The sequence below is a fragment of the Plantibacter sp. ME-Dv--P-095 genome (assembly GCF_030209365.1).
Taxonomy (GTDB): domain Bacteria; phylum Actinomycetota; class Actinomycetes; order Actinomycetales; family Microbacteriaceae; genus Plantibacter.
In genome coordinates this window covers 208,094-223,461 of record NZ_JARVSB010000004.1, presented here as the reverse complement: position 1 = coordinate 223,461, position 15,368 = coordinate 208,094, and the positions used below count along the sequence as shown (strand labels likewise).

Annotated in this window: 14 protein-coding genes and 1 tRNA gene; 7 read left to right on the top strand and 8 right to left on the bottom strand. The window is 68.7% G+C overall.

The annotated features are described in order from the left end of the window. Positions 1-7 precede the first annotated feature (7 nt). Positions 8-955 carry a MurR/RpiR family transcriptional regulator gene (locus QRN26_RS06175; protein ID WP_056007063.1) on the bottom strand — a complete coding sequence of 316 codons (948 nt, stop codon included), beginning with the start codon at positions 953-955 and terminating at the stop codon, positions 8-10. A 90-nt stretch (positions 956-1,045) separates the two neighbouring features. On the opposite strand from QRN26_RS06175, the gene QRN26_RS06170 reads away from it, so the two are divergent. The 3 genes from QRN26_RS06170 (at position 1,046) to QRN26_RS06160 (ending at position 4,516) form a co-directional block, all read left to right on the top strand. Then, a complete protein-coding gene (locus tag QRN26_RS06170) occupies positions 1,046-2,074 on the top strand; it encodes an N-acetylglucosamine kinase (protein WP_285035890.1) in 1,029 nt (342 codons plus the stop codon). Further along, a complete protein-coding gene (locus tag QRN26_RS06165) occupies positions 2,071-3,072 on the top strand; it encodes a Gfo/Idh/MocA family protein (RefSeq protein WP_285035889.1) in 1,002 nt (333 codons plus the stop codon). The genes QRN26_RS06170 and QRN26_RS06165 overlap by 4 nt, the downstream gene beginning before the upstream one ends. Before the next feature lie 121 nt (positions 3,073-3,193). Next, entirely contained in the window at positions 3,194-4,516 is a 1,323-nt protein-coding gene (locus QRN26_RS06160) for an alpha-L-fucosidase (protein WP_056780902.1), read from the top strand. A gap of 88 nt (positions 4,517-4,604) precedes the next feature. Here the strand turns inward: QRN26_RS06160 and ilvC are convergent, their stop codons facing one another. From ilvC to otsA, 6 genes are read right to left on the bottom strand one after another with little or no spacing between them, the layout of a single operon-like run. Further along, complete coding sequence (gene ilvC, locus QRN26_RS06155) at positions 4,605-5,633, bottom strand: ketol-acid reductoisomerase (RefSeq protein ID WP_056007071.1); 1,029 nt, start codon at positions 5,631-5,633, stop codon at positions 4,605-4,607. Positions 5,634-5,681: 48 nt separating this feature from the next. Continuing rightward, complete coding sequence (ilvN, locus tag QRN26_RS06150) at positions 5,682-6,191, bottom strand: acetolactate synthase small subunit (protein WP_056007074.1); 510 nt, start codon at positions 6,189-6,191, stop codon at positions 5,682-5,684. Between the two features lie 2 nt (positions 6,192-6,193). Then, a complete protein-coding gene (locus QRN26_RS06145; protein WP_056007077.1) occupies positions 6,194-7,999 on the bottom strand; it encodes an acetolactate synthase large subunit in 1,806 nt (601 codons plus the stop codon). A gap of 42 nt (positions 8,000-8,041) precedes the next feature. After that, positions 8,042-9,736, bottom strand: coding sequence for a dihydroxy-acid dehydratase (gene ilvD / locus QRN26_RS06140; RefSeq protein ID WP_285035887.1), 1,695 nt, complete (start codon positions 9,734-9,736; stop codon positions 8,042-8,044). A 1-nt stretch (position 9,737) separates the two neighbouring features. Next, positions 9,738-10,559, bottom strand: a complete 822-nt coding sequence (gene otsB / locus QRN26_RS06135) for a trehalose-phosphatase (protein WP_056007081.1) — start codon at positions 10,557-10,559, stop codon at positions 9,738-9,740. Next, the gene (gene otsA, locus QRN26_RS06130; protein ID WP_056780904.1) at positions 10,556-12,085 is read right to left on the bottom strand and encodes an alpha,alpha-trehalose-phosphate synthase (UDP-forming); all 1,530 of its coding nucleotides are present in this window, start codon (positions 12,083-12,085) and stop codon (positions 10,556-10,558) included. Before otsA ends, otsB begins: the two co-directional genes overlap by 4 nt. Before the next feature lie 111 nt (positions 12,086-12,196). On the opposite strand from otsA, the gene QRN26_RS06125 reads away from it, so the two are divergent. The 3 genes from QRN26_RS06125 to QRN26_RS06115 all read left to right on the top strand — a co-directional run bounded on the left by QRN26_RS06125 (position 12,197) and on the right by QRN26_RS06115 (position 13,930). Next, positions 12,197-13,030, top strand: coding sequence for a sugar phosphate isomerase/epimerase family protein (locus QRN26_RS06125; protein WP_285035886.1), 834 nt, complete (start codon positions 12,197-12,199; stop codon positions 13,028-13,030). A gap of 4 nt (positions 13,031-13,034) precedes the next feature. Further along, positions 13,035-13,223 carry a hypothetical protein gene (locus tag QRN26_RS06120; RefSeq protein WP_056007086.1) on the top strand — a complete coding sequence of 63 codons (189 nt, stop codon included), beginning with the start codon at positions 13,035-13,037 and terminating at the stop codon, positions 13,221-13,223. Between the two features lie 182 nt (positions 13,224-13,405). After that, positions 13,406-13,930 carry a hypothetical protein gene (locus tag QRN26_RS06115; protein WP_157580193.1) on the top strand — a complete coding sequence of 175 codons (525 nt, stop codon included), beginning with the start codon at positions 13,406-13,408 and terminating at the stop codon, positions 13,928-13,930. Between the two features lie 369 nt (positions 13,931-14,299). Here the strand turns inward: QRN26_RS06115 and QRN26_RS06110 are convergent. After that, positions 14,300-14,372, bottom strand: a tRNA-Lys gene (locus tag QRN26_RS06110). Between the two features lie 145 nt (positions 14,373-14,517). Between QRN26_RS06110 and QRN26_RS06105 the strand changes: the two genes are divergently transcribed. After that, the gene (locus tag QRN26_RS06105; protein ID WP_235522555.1) at positions 14,518-15,321 is read left to right on the top strand and encodes an inositol monophosphatase family protein; all 804 of its coding nucleotides are present in this window, start codon (positions 14,518-14,520) and stop codon (positions 15,319-15,321) included. Positions 15,322-15,368: the final 47 nt, after the last annotated feature.

Sequence of the window (15,368 nt, the reverse complement as noted above, 5' to 3'; positions counted from 1 at the left end):
GTTCCTCTCAGACGCCAACGGGCGACGGGGTCTCGGAGAGGGCTCCGGCCCTCGTCGGTCGGCGGTGGGGGGCGACCGCGAGCGCGGAGGCCGCGAGGCGCTTGGTCGTGCGTTCGAAGTTCTGCTGGGCGACGAACAGGTAGAGCAGGTCGAGGACGAACAGCTGGCCGTGCTTGGCGGAGAGGTCGTCCGGCTGGAGGAACCGTTCGTGGGCCGAGGTGATGATGGCCAGGGCCGACTCGGCCACGAGCGGGGAATCCGGGTTGTTGCTGATCGCCACGGTGAGCGCGCCGGCGCGGCCGGCCTGGCGGAGCATCTGGATGGTCTCCTCGGTGCGTCCGGTGTTGCTGATACCGAGGGCGACCGTGTCGGGTCCCTGGATCGCCGCGCTCGTGAGGCCCGCGTGCACCTCCGACCAGGCGTGCGTGCTGATGCCGATCCGGTAGAGCCTCGCCTGCATCTCGTCGGCGAGCATCGCACTTCCGCCGACACCGTAGATGTCGACGTTCCGGCTCCTCGCGATCGCACCGGCGATCTCGAGCATGACGTCGAGGTCGATCACCTCGGCGGTCTCGCGCAGCGTCCGCGTGTGGGCGTTGAGCAGGGTGCTCAGGACGTCGGGCGCCGAGTCGTCGGGACCGAACGCCCGACCGATGTCGGTGCGCCAGGAGTCGCGGGCCGTGCTGCGACCGAAGTCCTTCGCGAGGTCGACCCGGAACGGCGCGTATCCCGTGTACCCGATGATGCGGCAGAAGCGGGTGATGGTCGCCGCGGAGACGCCGGTTTCGGCGGCGAGTTCACCGATCGTGAGGGTGAGGGGGGCGTCGGGGTTCTCCAGGAGATAGTCCGCGATCCGCAGCATGACCCCGGACATCTCCGGCATCCGCGACCGAATCCGGTTGGTCACGCCGGTGGCGTGCTCGACCGGTGGGTCGGTGCGGACGGAAACAGTCATGGAAATTCCTTTTCTCCTTCGTTGGAGGGACGCGAAACTGATTCTTACAGTACGTTGTGGCCCACGGCAACATGTTTCGAGATGATGACGATGATGAAAACAACACTGGCGGTCGATGCCGGCGGCACCTCGTCCCGCGCGGCGCTCGTCGACGCCTCGGCCCGGCGCCTCGGCTCCGGGCGGGCGGGCGGCGGGAATCCGACCTCGTCGGGCGTCGACGCCGCTGCCGCGCAGATCGCCCTCGCGGTCCGTGCCGCGCTCGACCAGGCCGGGAGCACGCTGTCCGGCCCGGCCGTCGAGACCGGGTCGCCCGTGGTGATCACGCAGGCGGGACTGGTGTCCGACGCCTACCGGCGGGCCCTCGACGCGCACCTCGGCCCGCTCGGACTCGGACCGGTCGTGATCGAACCGGATCTCCTGGGCATGTACGGATCCGGCTCGGCGTCTCCCGACGGCATCGTCCTCGTCGCGGGCACCGGGAGCGTCGCCGGACGGATCAGGGACCGCCGGGTCGTCCGCGAGGTCGGTGGCGCCGGGTGGCTCCTCGGCGACGGCGGCTCCGGGTTCTGGATCGCCCGTCGGGTGATCCGCGCGGTCGCCGCCGACCTGGACGACATCGGACCGAGGACCGCGCTCACCCCGTTGCTCTGCCGGATGATCGGCATCACACCGGAGACGACGACCTCCGACCACGGGCACCGTCGCCGATCGTCGGCGCTCGACGCGCTCATCCGGTCCGTGAACGACGGTCCGCCCATCGCCATCGCACGCCTCGCGCCGCTCGCCTTCCTGGCCACTGACGACGAGGTCGCGGTGGCGATCCTCGACGCCGCCGTGGACCGGTTGACGCTGCTCGTGGAGCGCGTCGCGGATCCGGGCTCGGACGACCACGACGCCGCGCTCGTCGTCGGTGGGAGCGTCCTCGTGGACGGCCTCCTCCCGGCCGTCGGTTCTGCGAGGGACCGCCTGTCGGCCGCGGCCGCGGGAGCCCGACTCGTCCCGGTCGCCGACGGCCTCGTCGGCGCCGCGGCCCTCGGCCTCAGAATGCTGGGCGAGGACGTCGACGACGCGACGCTCGGTCGGCTGCGCGACGACCTGGCGGCGGGGGCGACCCGATGACGCCGGGGCACATCGCCGTCATCGGCACCGGCGCCATGGGGCAGGCGCACGTCCGCGCCCTCGCCGGACTCGGCGCAGCCGACCGGATCGCCTACCTATGCTCGGCGCGCTCTCCGAGGCCCATGCCCGAAGCACCGGGCGCGCGGCTGACGACCTCCGTCGACGAGGTGCTCCACGACGCCTCGGTCGACATCGTCGTCGTCTGCACGCCGACCGACACCCACCGGGACCTCGCGGTCCGCGCGCTCCGAGCCGGCAAGCACGTGCTGCTGGAGAAACCCATCGCCCTCGAACTCGCCGACGCCCACGCGATCCTCCGTGCCGCCGAGGAGGCTGGACGCATCCTCATGGTCGCGCACGTCGTCAGGTTCTTCGGCGGGTACGAGGCGATCGACGACGCCGTGCGCGCCGGCGCCGTCGGCACGCCCCTCGCGGTCACGGCCGAACGATTGAGCGCCCCCGCTCCCCCGTCCCCGTGGTGGCAGGACGAGCGACGCTCCGGCGGCCCGTTGGTGGACTTCGCGATCCACGACTTCGACCAGCTGAACCGGCTCCTCGGCACGCCGCGTGCCGTCTCGAGCCGCCGGACCGGCTCAGGCCGACCGATCGAGACGACCGTCGAGTACGCCGACGGCGGCATCGGGCGCGTCCTGACGTCGATGGACCTCCCGCCCGCCTTCGGGTTCAGCTCGGCCATCGAAGTACTCGGCAGCACAGGCCTCCTCGCGCACCGCTTCGTCGGCGCGTCCCCGACGCATCGCGCCCCGCTCTCGATCGAAGCGCTCGGGTCCGCGACGCCGAGTCGGCCGTACGAGCTCGACGAGACCGACCCCTATCAGCGACAGATGGCCTCGTTCCTCGACTGCGTCGAGCGAGACGTCGAACCGGTGCGGGTGACCGGGCCGAGCGCGATCGCGGCGCTCTCCGTCGCTCTCGCGGCGAAAACCTCATTGCACACCGGGACACCGGCGCAGCTCGCTGAGCCCACCGACGACTGAACCGCCGGCAGGACGCTGACGGTGTGTGCCGCCGTTTGCCGCCCGATGCGGCCAGACATCCGACCTTTCGTGTTAGCCTGCCCGCATCGCCGTGAACCCGCTCGACGATCGAAAGGCCGCCGTGACCGAGACCAACACCACCAGACCCGACACCGCCTGGTTCGACGAGGCGAGATTCGGACTCTTCCTGCACTGGGGCCTCTACGCGCTCCCCGCCCGGCACGAATGGGTGCAGACGCGGGAACACCTGTCCGCCGCGCACTACGAGCGCTACCGCGAGCACTTCGACCCCGACCGGTTCGACCCGCGCGCCTGGGCCAGGCAGGCGAAGGCGGCCGGCTTCCGATACGCCGTCCTCACGACGAAGCACCACGACGGCTTCTGCCTCTGGGACTCGGCACTCACCGACTTCACCTCGATGCACACGCCCGCCGGCCGTGACCTCGTGGCCGAATTTGTGGAGGCCTTCCGCGCCGAGGGGCTCCGCATCGGCTTCTACCACTCGCTGATCGACTGGCATCACCCCGACTTCACCGTCGACGGGATCCACCCGCTTCGCAACGACCCCGAAGCGCTCGCCGCCAACGCCGACCGCGACTGGGGCCGCTACCGCGACTACCTCCATGGTCAGGTGCGCGAACTCCTCACCGGGTACGGCACGGTCGACTACCTGTTCTTCGACTTCAGTTACTCGCAGGGCATCGAGGGACTGCCGGGCAAGGGTGCGGCGGACTGGGGATCCGAGGAACTCGTCTCGATGATCCGCGAGCTGCAGCCGTACATCCTCATCAACGACCGACTGGAGCTCCCGGGTGATGTCACCACTCCGGAGCAGTACCAACCCGTCGAGACACCGGTCGACGCGGACGGTGGACCGCTCCGCTGGGAGGCCTGCCAGACGTTGAACGGGAGCTGGGGGTACGACCGGGACAACCTCGACTACAAGTCACCGGAACTCCTCCTGCGGATGCTCGTCGACTCCGTCTCGAAGAACGGCAACATGCTCCTGAACATCGGACCGACGGCCCGCGGGACGATCGATCCTCGGGCCGTCGAACGCCTGGAGGTGCTGGCCGACTGGTTCGCGCTGCACGAACGCGCGATCCGCGGGTGCGGTCCGTCCGAGTTCGCGAGCCCGTCCGACGTCCGGTACACCCAGCGCGGTGACCGCCTCTATGTGCACGTCTTCGCCTGGCCGTTCGTGCATCTGCACCTCCCGGGACTCGGCGGCAGGGTGCGCTACGCGCAACTCCTGTCGGACGGCTCCGAGGTCCCCTTCCAGGTGCATCGACCGGAGCACGACCTGCCGAACCAGCACACCCAGCCGAAGGGGCTCGGTCCGGACACGGTGACGCTGCATCTCCCGATCGGCGAACCCGCCACCCCGATCCCCGTCATCGAGATCTTCCTCGAGCCGGGCACGACCGGTGTGGCAACGGCCTGAGGCCTCCCGCAGACGACGAAACGCCCGCCCCGACGGATCGGGGCGGGCGTTCTGACTCGGTGCCGCTGAGCGACAGGACGAGCGGAGACTAGCGGGCGACGCTGCCGTCGACGTAGTCGTCGTCGTTCGAGGCGTTCCACGCGAAGAGCTTCCGCAGCTCGCGACCGGTGGCCTCGATCGGGTGGTCCTCACCCTTCTTGCGGAGCTCCAGGAACTCGGGCGCGCCGGCGTCCTGGTCCTCGATGAAGCGCTTCGCGAAGGTGCCGTCCTGGATGTCCTTGAGGACCGCCTGCATGTTGGTCTTGACGCTCGGGTCGATGACCCGCGGGCCGGAGACGTAGTCGCCGTACTCGGCCGTGTCGGAGACGCTCCAACGCTGCTTGGCGATGCCGCCCTCCCAGATGAGGTCGACGATGAGCTTCAGCTCGTGGAGCACCTCGAAGTACGCGATCTGCGGCTGGTAGCCGGCCTCGGTGAGGGTCTCGAAGCCGTACTGGATCAGCTGCGAGACACCGCCGCAGAGGACGGCCTGCTCGCCGAACAGGTCGGTCTCGGTCTCCTCGGTGAAGGTGGTCTTGATGCCGCCGGCACGCAGGCCGCCGATCGCCTTGGCGTAGGACCAGGCGAGCGCCCAGGCGCTGCCGGTCTCGTCCTTCTCGACGGCCACGATGACGGGGACGCCACGGCCGGCCTCGTACTCGCGACGCACGGTGTGACCCGGGCCCTTCGGGGCGACCATGAAGATGTCGACGCCCTCGGGAGCCTCGATGTATCCGAAGCGGATGTTGAAGCCGTGGCCGAAGACGAGGGCCTTGCCCGGTGCGAGCTGGTCCTTGATCGACTCGGCGAAGATCGTGCGCTGGAACTGGTCCGGTGCGAGGATCACGATGACGTCGGCCCATGCGGAGGCGTCGGCCACGTTCTTGACGGTGAAGCCCTGCTCCTCAGCCTTGGCGGCCGACTTGGAGCCGTCCTTCAGGCCGACGACGACCTCGACACCGGAGTCGCGGAGGTTGAGCGCGTGTGCGTGCCCCTGCGAGCCGTAGCCGATCACGGCAACCTTCTTGCCCTGGATGAGCGACAGGTCTGCGTCCTGGTCGTAGAAAATCTCAGTCACTGGTGGTTCTCTCCTTGGTTGTGGTTTCGCACGATGTCGCCGAGGCGACTAGTTCTTGAAGACGCGTTCGGTGATGGACTTGGACCCGCGCCCGATGGCGAGGAGGCCCGACTGGGCGATCTCCTTGATGCCGTAGGGCTCGAGCACCTTGAGGAAGGCCGTCGTCTTCCCCGAGTCACCCGTGACCTCGATGACGAGCGCATCCGTGGCAACGTCGACGACGCGGGCGCGGAACAGGTTGACGGCCTCGAGCACCTGGGAACGGGTGGAGTTGTCGACGCGGACCTTGATCAGCAGGTGCTCGCGCTGGACGGACTGCGCTGGATCGAGTTCCACGATCTTGATGACGTTGATGAGCTTGTTGAGCTGCTTCGTCACCTGTTCGAGCGGGAGCTCCTCGACGTCGACGACGACCGTGATCCTGGACAGACCCTCGATCTCGCTGTGACCGACGGCGAGGCTCTCGATGTTGAAGCCCCGGCGGGCGAACAGCCCGGCGACGCGGGTCAGCAGACCGGGCTTGTCCTCGACGAGGAGGCTCAGGACGTGGCTGCTCATGCTCAGGCCTCCTCATCGAACGACGGACTGTGGTCCTTGGCGTACTGGACGTAGCTGTTGCTGACGCCCTGCGGCACCATCGGCCACACCATCGCGTCGGCACTCACGACGAAGTCGATGACGACCGGGCGGTCGTTGGTCTCGAGCGCGAGCTTGATGGCCGCATCGACCTCCTCCTCCTTCGTCACACGGATCGCGAGGCAGCCGTAGGCCTCCGCCAGCTTGACGAAGTCGGGGATGCGGATGGTGTCGTGTCCGGTGTTGAGGTCGGTGTTGGAGTACCGGCCGTCGTAGAAGAGCGTCTGCCACTGACGGACCATGCCGAGCGAGGAGTTGTTGATGATCGCGACCTTGATCGGGATGTTGTTGATCGTGCAGGTCGCGAGCTCCTGGTTGGTCATCTGGAAGCAACCGTCGCCGTCGATCGCCCACACGTGGCGGTCGGGCTGGGCCACCTTGGCGCCCATGGCGGCCGGGACCGAGTACCCCATGGTTCCGGCGCCGCCGGAGTTGAGCCAGGAGTTCGGGCGCTCGTACTTGATGAACTGGGCGGCCCACATCTGGTGCTGCCCCACACCCGAGGCGAACACACCCTCCGGTCCGGTGAGCTCACCGATGCGGGAGATCACGTGCTGCGGGGCCAGCAGGCCGTCGGTGGGTGCGGCGTAGCCGAGCGGGAACTCCTCGCGGAGACCGTCGAGGTACGCCCACCACTCGGTGATGTCGGGCGTGACCTCGCGGGATGCCGCCTCGAAGGCCGACTGCAGGTCGACGATGACGTCCTTCGCGTCGCCGACGATCGGGACGTCGGCGATACGGATCTTCGAGATCTCTGCAGGGTCGACGTCGACGTGGACGACCTTCGCGTTCGGTGCGAACAGCGACGCCTTCCCGGTCACGCGGTCGTCGAAGCGGGCGCCGAGGGACACGAGCAGGTCGGACTCCTGCAGGGCGAGCACGGCGGGGACGGTGCCGTGCATGCCGGGCATGCCGAGGTGCTGGTGGTGGGAGTCCGGGAACGCTCCGCGGGCCATGAGGGTCGTGACGACCGGCGCGCCCACGGCTTCGGCCAGGGCGAGCAGTTCCTCCGAGGCCTTCGACCGGATGACGCCGCCACCGACGTAGAGGACCGGCTTCTTCGCGTTCACCAAGAGCTGTGCAGCCGCCTGGATCTGCTTGCCGTGCGCCTTCGTCACCGGACGGTAGCCCGGAAGGTCGACCTTGGGCGGCCAGATGAACGGCGCCTCGGCCTGCTGGGCGTCCTTGGTGATGTCGACGAGCACCGGACCGGGACGGCCCGTCCCGGCGATCTCGTACGCCGCCGCGATGGCGGCAGGAACGTCCTCCGGCGTCTTCACGAGGAAGGAGTGCTTCGTGATCGGCATGGTGATGCCGACGATGTCCGCCTCCTGGAACGCGTCCGTGCCCATGAGCGTCGAGAACACCTGACCGGTGATCGCGACCATGGGCACCGAGTCCATGTAGGCGTCGGCGATGGCGGTGACGAGGTTCGTCGCGCCAGGACCGGACGTCGCGATGCAGACGCCGATCCCGCCACCTGCCGCGGCGTAGCCTTCGGCCGCGTGGCCGGCACCCTGCTCGTGCCGGACGAGGATGTGACGGAGTTTCGTCGAGTCCATCAGCGGGTCGTACGTCGGCAGGATCGCTCCGCCGGGCAGTCCGAAGATGTCGGTGACCCCGAGCAGCTCGAGCGATCGGACGATCGCCTGCGCTCCGGTCAGGATCTCCGGGGCAGCCGCGGCCGCCGGTGTTCTGGGGTGAGGCACGGGTTGGGACTCCGTGGGCATGATGATTCCTTCAGCGATGAGATGCACGAACGAGATGCTCGGTTACCCCGTGATCGCGCCCTCCGCTGCGGAGTGCACGAGACGAGAGTACTTTGCGAGAACGCCACGGGTATAGCGCGGGGGAAGAGGCGCCCAGCCTTCGCGGCGGGCTTCCAGCTCTGCGACGTCGACGAGTAGGTCGAGCGAGCGGCCAGCGATATCGACCCGTATCAGATCACCATCGCGCACGAAGGCGATTGGACCTGCGTCCACCGCTTCGGGTGCTATGTGGCCGATGCACAGTCCGGTTGTGCCGCCTGAGAATCGACCGTCCGTCAAGAGTAGTACATCTTTGCCGAGCCCGGCGCCCTTGATGGCGGCCGTGATCGCGAGCATCTCGCGCATCCCCGGCCCGCCCTTCGGGCCCTCGTAGCGGATGATGACGACGTCACCCTTGTTGATCTTGCCCTCGGTGAGCGCGTCCATGGCACCGCGTTCACGTTCGAAGACCCGCGCGGGCCCTTCGAAGACCTCGGCGTCGAAGCCGGCGGTCTTCACGACGGCTCCCTCGGGGGCGAACGAGCCCTTGAGGATGGTGATGCCGCCGGTCGCGTGGATCGGGTTGTCGAGCGTCCGGATGACCGTGCCGTCGATCGGGTCAGGGTTGATGTCGGCGAGGTTCTCGGCGACCGTCTTGCCGGTGACCGTGAGGCAGTCGCCGTGCAGGAGTCCGGCGTCGAGCAGGGCCTTCATGACGACGGGGACGCCGCCGTGGCGGTCGACGTCGTTCATGACGTACTGGCCGAACGGCTTGAGGTCGCCGATGTGCGGGACCTTGTCGCCGATGCGGTTGAAGTCGTCGAGCGTGAGGTCGACCTCGGCCTCTCGGGCGATCGCCAACAGGTGCAGGACGACGTTCGTGGAACCACCGAACGCCATCGCGACGGCGATCGCGTTCTCGAACGCCTCCTTGGTGAGGATGTCGCGAGCGGTGATGCCGAGGCGGAGCATGTTGACGACAGCCTCACCCGAGCGGTGCGCGAAGTAGTCGCGGCGGCGGTCGGCCGAGGGCGGCGAGGCCGAGCCGGGGAGGCTCATCCCGAGTGCTTCGGCGACCGAGGCCATGGTGTTGGCCGTGTACATGCCACCGCAGGCGCCCTCGCCCGGGGCGATGGCGCACTCGATGCGCTTGAGGTCCTCTTCGCTCATGTTCCCGGCCTTGCAGGCCCCGACCGCCTCGAAGGAGTCGATGATCGTGACCTCCTTCTCCGTACCGTCGCTCAGCTTGACCCACCCTGGAGCGATCGAGCCGGCGTACAGGAACACCGAGGAGAGGTCGAGACGCGCGGCCGCCATGAGCATGCCGGGCAGCGACTTGTCGCAGCCGGCGAGCAGCACGGTGCCGTCGAGGCGCTCGGCCATGACGACGGTCTCGACGCTGTCGGCGATGACCTCACGCGACACGAGCGAGAAGTGCATGCCCTCGTGCCCCATCGAGATGCCGTCGGAGACGGAGATCGTGCCGAACTGGAGCGGGTACCCGCCACCGGAGTGGACGCCTTCCTTGGCGCCCTGGGCCAGGCGGTCGAGCGAGAGGTTGCAGGGCGTGATCTCGTTCCACGAGCTCGCGATGCCGATCTGCGGCTTGTCCCAGTCCTCGTCGCCCATGCCGACGGCGCGGAGCATGCCGCGCGAGGTGGTCGCCTCGATCCCGTCGGTGACGGCACGACTGCGTGGTTTGATGTCGATCTCTGGCATTTTAAGAGTCTACGGCTTCCTTGTTGCTTCGATATTCCGCGAGCATGCCGAGGACTCGCGCGATCTCCGAGGGTCCTTCGACCCGGAAATCCGCGGCGGTCACGCCGGTGCCGCTCTTCACCCCGAGGTCTCCCGGGCCGAGCGCTCCGAACGCGTCCTCATCCGTGACGTCGTCGCCCGCATAGAACACGGCGTCTGCTTTCGTGTACCGCCGGAGGTGTTCGACGGCTTCGCCCTTGGTCGCGCTCCTGAGCGAGAACTCGAGGACGTTCTTGCCCTCGCGAACCGTCAGGGCGCCGAACTCGTCCTTGGTGTGGGCGAGTGCTTCGAGGTGGGCGATCCTGGAGTCTTCTTCACTGGCGAGCCTGGTGTGCAGGGCGAACCCTGCCGGCTTCCGCTCGATCCAGACATTATCGTAACCCCCGGCGACGTCCTGGAGGATCCGCTGCAGCGTCTCCCGCTGTTCGCGTTCCTCGTCGTCGAGGGCGAGCGCGTCGTCGGGGTTGTCGAGGCGGATCTCGACACCGTGCGAGCCGGCGAACAGCGCGTGGTCGGGCAGTTCCGCCACCGCCACGAGGCTGTCGATCGCGCGTCCGGACACGAGCGCGACCCGGGTGCCCGGCAGGTCCATGAGCGCGAGGACGGCTTTGCGTGCGGCAGGCAGGGCACGTGCCTGGTCTGGGTCGTCGACCTCGGGCGCCAGGGTGCCGTCGAAATCGAGGGCGACCAGGAGGCTCGGGACGTCGGCCAGGCGGCGCAACTCCGCGCGCAACCCGAGGGGAAGCCCCCCGAGGGTGTCGGTGGGCTCGTCGGTGGTGCTCATGACTGGGTGGTGCTCCCCTGCTCGGTGGTCGATGCCGTGTCGCGGACGCGGTGCAGCTCGTCGAGGAAGGATGCGGACCAGCGGGCGACGTCGTACTCCATCACGCGCTTACGCAACGCACGCATCCTCCGGCCGCGTTCGGCCTTCGTCATGTGGACCGCCTGCAGGATCGCGGACTTGAGCCCCTCGATGTCGTGCGGGTTGATCTTCAACGCCTGCTTCAGCTCGTCGGAGGCTCCGGCGAACTCGCTCAGCACCAGGACGCCGTCGTTGTCGTAGCGGGCCGCGACGTACTCCTTCGCGACGAGGTTCATCCCGTCGCGCAGGGCCGTCACCAGCATGACGTCGGCGGCGAGGTAGAGGGCGGCCATCTCCTCGCGCGGGTACCCGTGGTGGAGGTACTGGATCGCGGTGTGGCCGATCGTGCCGAAGTCGCCGTTGATCCGGCCCACCGTCTGCTCGATGTCGTCACGCAGCTGGCGGTAGGTCTCGACCCGCTCACGGCTGGGGCTCGCGACCTGGACCAGCGTGACGTCCTCGACCGCGAGCTTGCCCTGCTCGAGGAGCTCACCGAAGGCCTTCAGGCGGTGGCCGATGCCCTTCGTGTAGTCGAGCCGGTCGACGCCGAGCATGATCGTCTCCGGGTTGCCCAGCTCCTCACGGATCTGCTTGGCCCTCGCGATGATCTCCGGGCGCTGGGCGAGCGCCTGGTAGCCCTGGCTGTCGATCGAGATCGGGAAGTGCCTCGCGATGACCGTGCGGTAGGGAGCGCCTCGCTTCGACGCGGCGGGCGCGGCGTCCGTCGTGACGGACACGAGCGCGGCGTCGAGCGGGACCTGGATCGCGGCACCCTTGGTCTCGTAGCCGAACAGACGACGGACCGCCCGGGAGAAGTTCCCGGCGTCCGCCACGCGCTGGAACCCGATGACGTCCGCGCCGAGCAGACCCTCGATGATCTGGCGGCGCCACGGCAGCTGGGAGTAGATCCCGTAGGCCGGGAACGGGATGTGGTTGAAGAACCCGATCGTGAGGTCGGGACGGAGCTCGCGGAGGATCTTCGGTACGAGCTGCAGCTGGTAGTCCTGCACCCACACGGTCGCGCCGTCGGAGGCGGCGGCCGCAGCGGCCTGGGCGAAGCGACGATTGACGGCCACGTAGGAGTCCCACCACTCGCGGTGGTAGCTCGGCGGCGCGATGACGTCGTGGTAGAGCGGCCAGATCGTGTCGTTCGAGAAGCCCTCGTAGTAGCGGGCGATCTCCTCCTCCGACAGCGGCACCGGGATGATCCACATGTCGTCGTTGTCGAACGGCTCGATCTCGAGGTCGGCCGACCCGGCCCACCCGATCCAGGCACCGTCCGCGCCGCGCATGACGGGTTCGAGGGCGGTGACGAGTCCGCCGGGAGAGGTCCGCCAGCTCTCGGCACCGTCTGCATCGACGACACGGTCGACCGGCAGTCGGTTGGAGACCACGATGAAGTCGAAGGTCGACGCTGATCCGCCGTCAGGCGCGGAATATCTGGTGATGATGACCCTCCCGGGTTGCTCGGGTTCGCCCTTCAGGCTAGCAGCGTTCCGCACGGCGAAACCGCGTGTTCAGACGGCGAGCATATGCTTGCGCTGATGATCCGCCACGGCATGAGCACCTCCTGCGTCTACCCCTCCGGCACCAGGCGCGCCTTCGAACTCGCCGCGGAAGCCGGCTATGACGGCGTCGAGGTCATGGTGACCGAGGACCGGGTGACGCAGGACGCGGTCGCGCTCCGGTCGCTGGCCGACGAGACCGGGCTGGACATCCTCTCGATCCATGCCCCGGTGCTCACGAGGACGGCGTTCGTGTGGGGGCGGGACCACCGCGTGAAGCTCCGTCGCTCCGCCGAACTCGCCGACGCCGTGGGCGCCTCGACGGTCGTCGTCCACCCGCCGTTCCGCTGGCAGCGACGGTATGCGGTGGCGTTCGTCGACCTCGTGGCGGAGCTCAGCGAGCAGTACGGCCTGGAGATCGCGGTCGAGAACATGGCGTGCTTCCGGAGCCGGGGGCTCCGCGTGCAGCCGTTCGCATTCGGATACGACCCCGGCCCGCTCGCGTGTGCGGCGCTCACGCTCGACTTCTCGCACGCGGCCCTCGCCGGCGAGGACTCGTTGGAGATCGCCACCCGCTACGGCGACCGGCTCCGACACATCCACCTCTGCGACGGCACGTCCCCGTCACCCCGCGCCGCCTTCCTCGACGAACACCTCCTGCCTGGCGACGGCGACCAGCCGGTCGCCGCGGTGCTCGAGCGGCTCCGCGCGGCGGAGTGGTCGGGCAGCATCGTCGCCGAGGTGCACCTTCCGAGCGGTGGCGACGACGCCAGCCGCGTGGCGCAGCTCCGATCGTCGCTCGCCTTCGCCAAGCGAGCCTTCGCTAGCACAGGCCGGCTGCCGGACGAAAGCCCGGATGCGGGGGGCCTCCCCTACCGGCTAGCGTGAAGGCATGCGCAAATACCTTTTCAACGGCAGCATGATCTCCGCGGTCTTCGGCGGCATCTCGGCTCTCCAGGCCACGCGCCAGGGCCCCCGCGACTGGAAGCTCATCCTGCTGTGGCTGAGCTGGGGCATCTCGCTCGCCCTCGCGATCAGCACGGTCCTCGAAGAGAGCAAGCAGGCCGAGATCGGACGCTGATCCGGCGCTACCACGGAGTACCCGGAATGCCGTGAACCCCGGCGTCGTCCGCGTGTCTCCGCGGCGTTCCGTACTCGGTGGCCGACAATGAAGGCAGTCCTTTCCAGGGACGATCCGCTTTCGATGAAGGGCCCGCCATGTTCGGTCGCCGACGCCACGCTGCACCTGTCTCCGCATCGAAGTTGACCGAGAAGCAGCTGTTCGACCTGGTGCACGCGCGACTGGCCGGCGAGCTCGGCGCGAACGGCGCCTGGGTGCTGTCTCGGCGCACGCCGAGCTCCGGCGATGAGATCTTCCACGAGGTCTACGCGCAGCAGCTCGCGCACGAGATCGCCACCGACATCGACCTCGAACAGGCCGCGGTCACGGTCCGGGCCGAAGCCGCACCGGCCCGCGGATGGCGCCTCTGGTCACGTCCGCAGGAGCAGCTCGACGCCGTCGAGGTGGAGCTCGAGGTCGCCGCGGGCACCACGTCGCCGGTCGAGCAGGCGGAGCCCGTGGAGACGCTCGTGCCGGCAGCTGGCACCGAGCAGGCCGAGCCCGAGCACTCCCCCGAAGCCGAGGAGGAGCCGGTCGCCGAACCGACCCTCGTGGAGCGGACGCTGCTGGAGCCTCAGCACTACCCGATCACCGTGTGGGCGGAACCCGAGTTCATCGACGCCAGCCTCGTCAACCCGGTTCCCGCGCGGCGGAGTTCCGTCGCCTGAACCGACGCATCGACACGCACGGCCGTCCACCTCGGTGGGCGGCCGTTTCGTCGTCGCAGGACCTGAGCGGGCATGACGCCTCATCGAACCCGAATCGATGAGACGCCACGGCGACGGCGGGCACTGATGCGCGCTGTCGCTACGCCCCGAGCGGTGGGGTGACCACACGGAGGCCGTCGTCGGCAACGGCAGGACCCGATCCCGCCAGCTCGCCGACCCTTTCAGGGTCTCATGCCATGACGCCTCGGGACGCCGATGACGCGAATCCGACGCGGGCTGGCGCGAAACGTTGCAAAATCGGTTCAGCTCCCGCAGGGTGGGCCCGAAACGACGACGGCCCCATCCGAAGATGAGGCCGTCTCTGTGTTGTGCACCCCCCCGGACTTGAACCGGGAACCCACTGATTAAGAGTCAGTTGCTCTGCCAATTGAGCTAGAGGTGCGTGGTTTCGGAGTGTTCCGAACCGAGATATGACACTATCACCGAACCTGCTCCGGTGCGAAATCGAGCCCGTCGGCGTGTCGCGCGGACGGCCCCACGCGTCCGCAGGTCCGAGGATCCGATCCGCGCGACCCTATCCTGGACTGGTGACCGACCACTCCCCAGCTTCCTCTGCAGACCTCGAACTCGCCCTCCGGCTGGCCGACGCGGCGGACCGCATCGCCATGGACCGATTCGAGGCACGCGACCTCGAGATCTCGACCAAGCCGGACCGCTCGCACGTCACGGACGCCGACCTCGCCGTCGAACGGGCCATCCGCGGCATCCTCGAGACCGAACGGCCCGATGACGGGGTGTTCGGCGAGGAGTACGGTGCGCAAGGGCCGACGGACCGCCAGTGGATCATCGACCCGATCGACGGCACGGCGAACTTCCTCCGCGGCGTCCCCAACTGGGCGACGCTCATCTCCCTCGCCGTCGACGGGGTACCGGTCGTCGGTGTCGTCAGCGCACCGGCCATGCACGCCCGCTGGTGGGGCGCCATCGGGCACGGGGCATGGGGGCTCCGGTTCGGCGAGGTCGAACCGCGCCGGCTCGCCGTCTCCGCGGTCGCAGACCTCGCCGATGCGTCGTTCAGCTTCCAGAGCATCGCGCAGTGGGCCTCCGTGGGGCGTATCCCCCAGCTCCTGGCCCTGTGCGGCTCGCTCTGGCGTGATCGCGCCATCGGCGACATGTGGCCCTACATGCTGCTCGCCGAGGGCTCGATCGACGCCGTGGCGGAGTTCGGGGTCCAGGAGTACGACCTCGGCGCTCACGTGCCCATCGTGCTGGAGGCAGGCGGACGCTTCACGGACATCGACGGCAACCGGTCCATCTCGACACGGAGCTCCCTCGCGACGAACGGGCGCCTGCACGACGCCTTCCTCGCCGAGCTGCCCCCGGTCGACTGACACGATCAGCGGGCACCGCGCAAGCCCGGCGAGCGGTCCGATGGCGC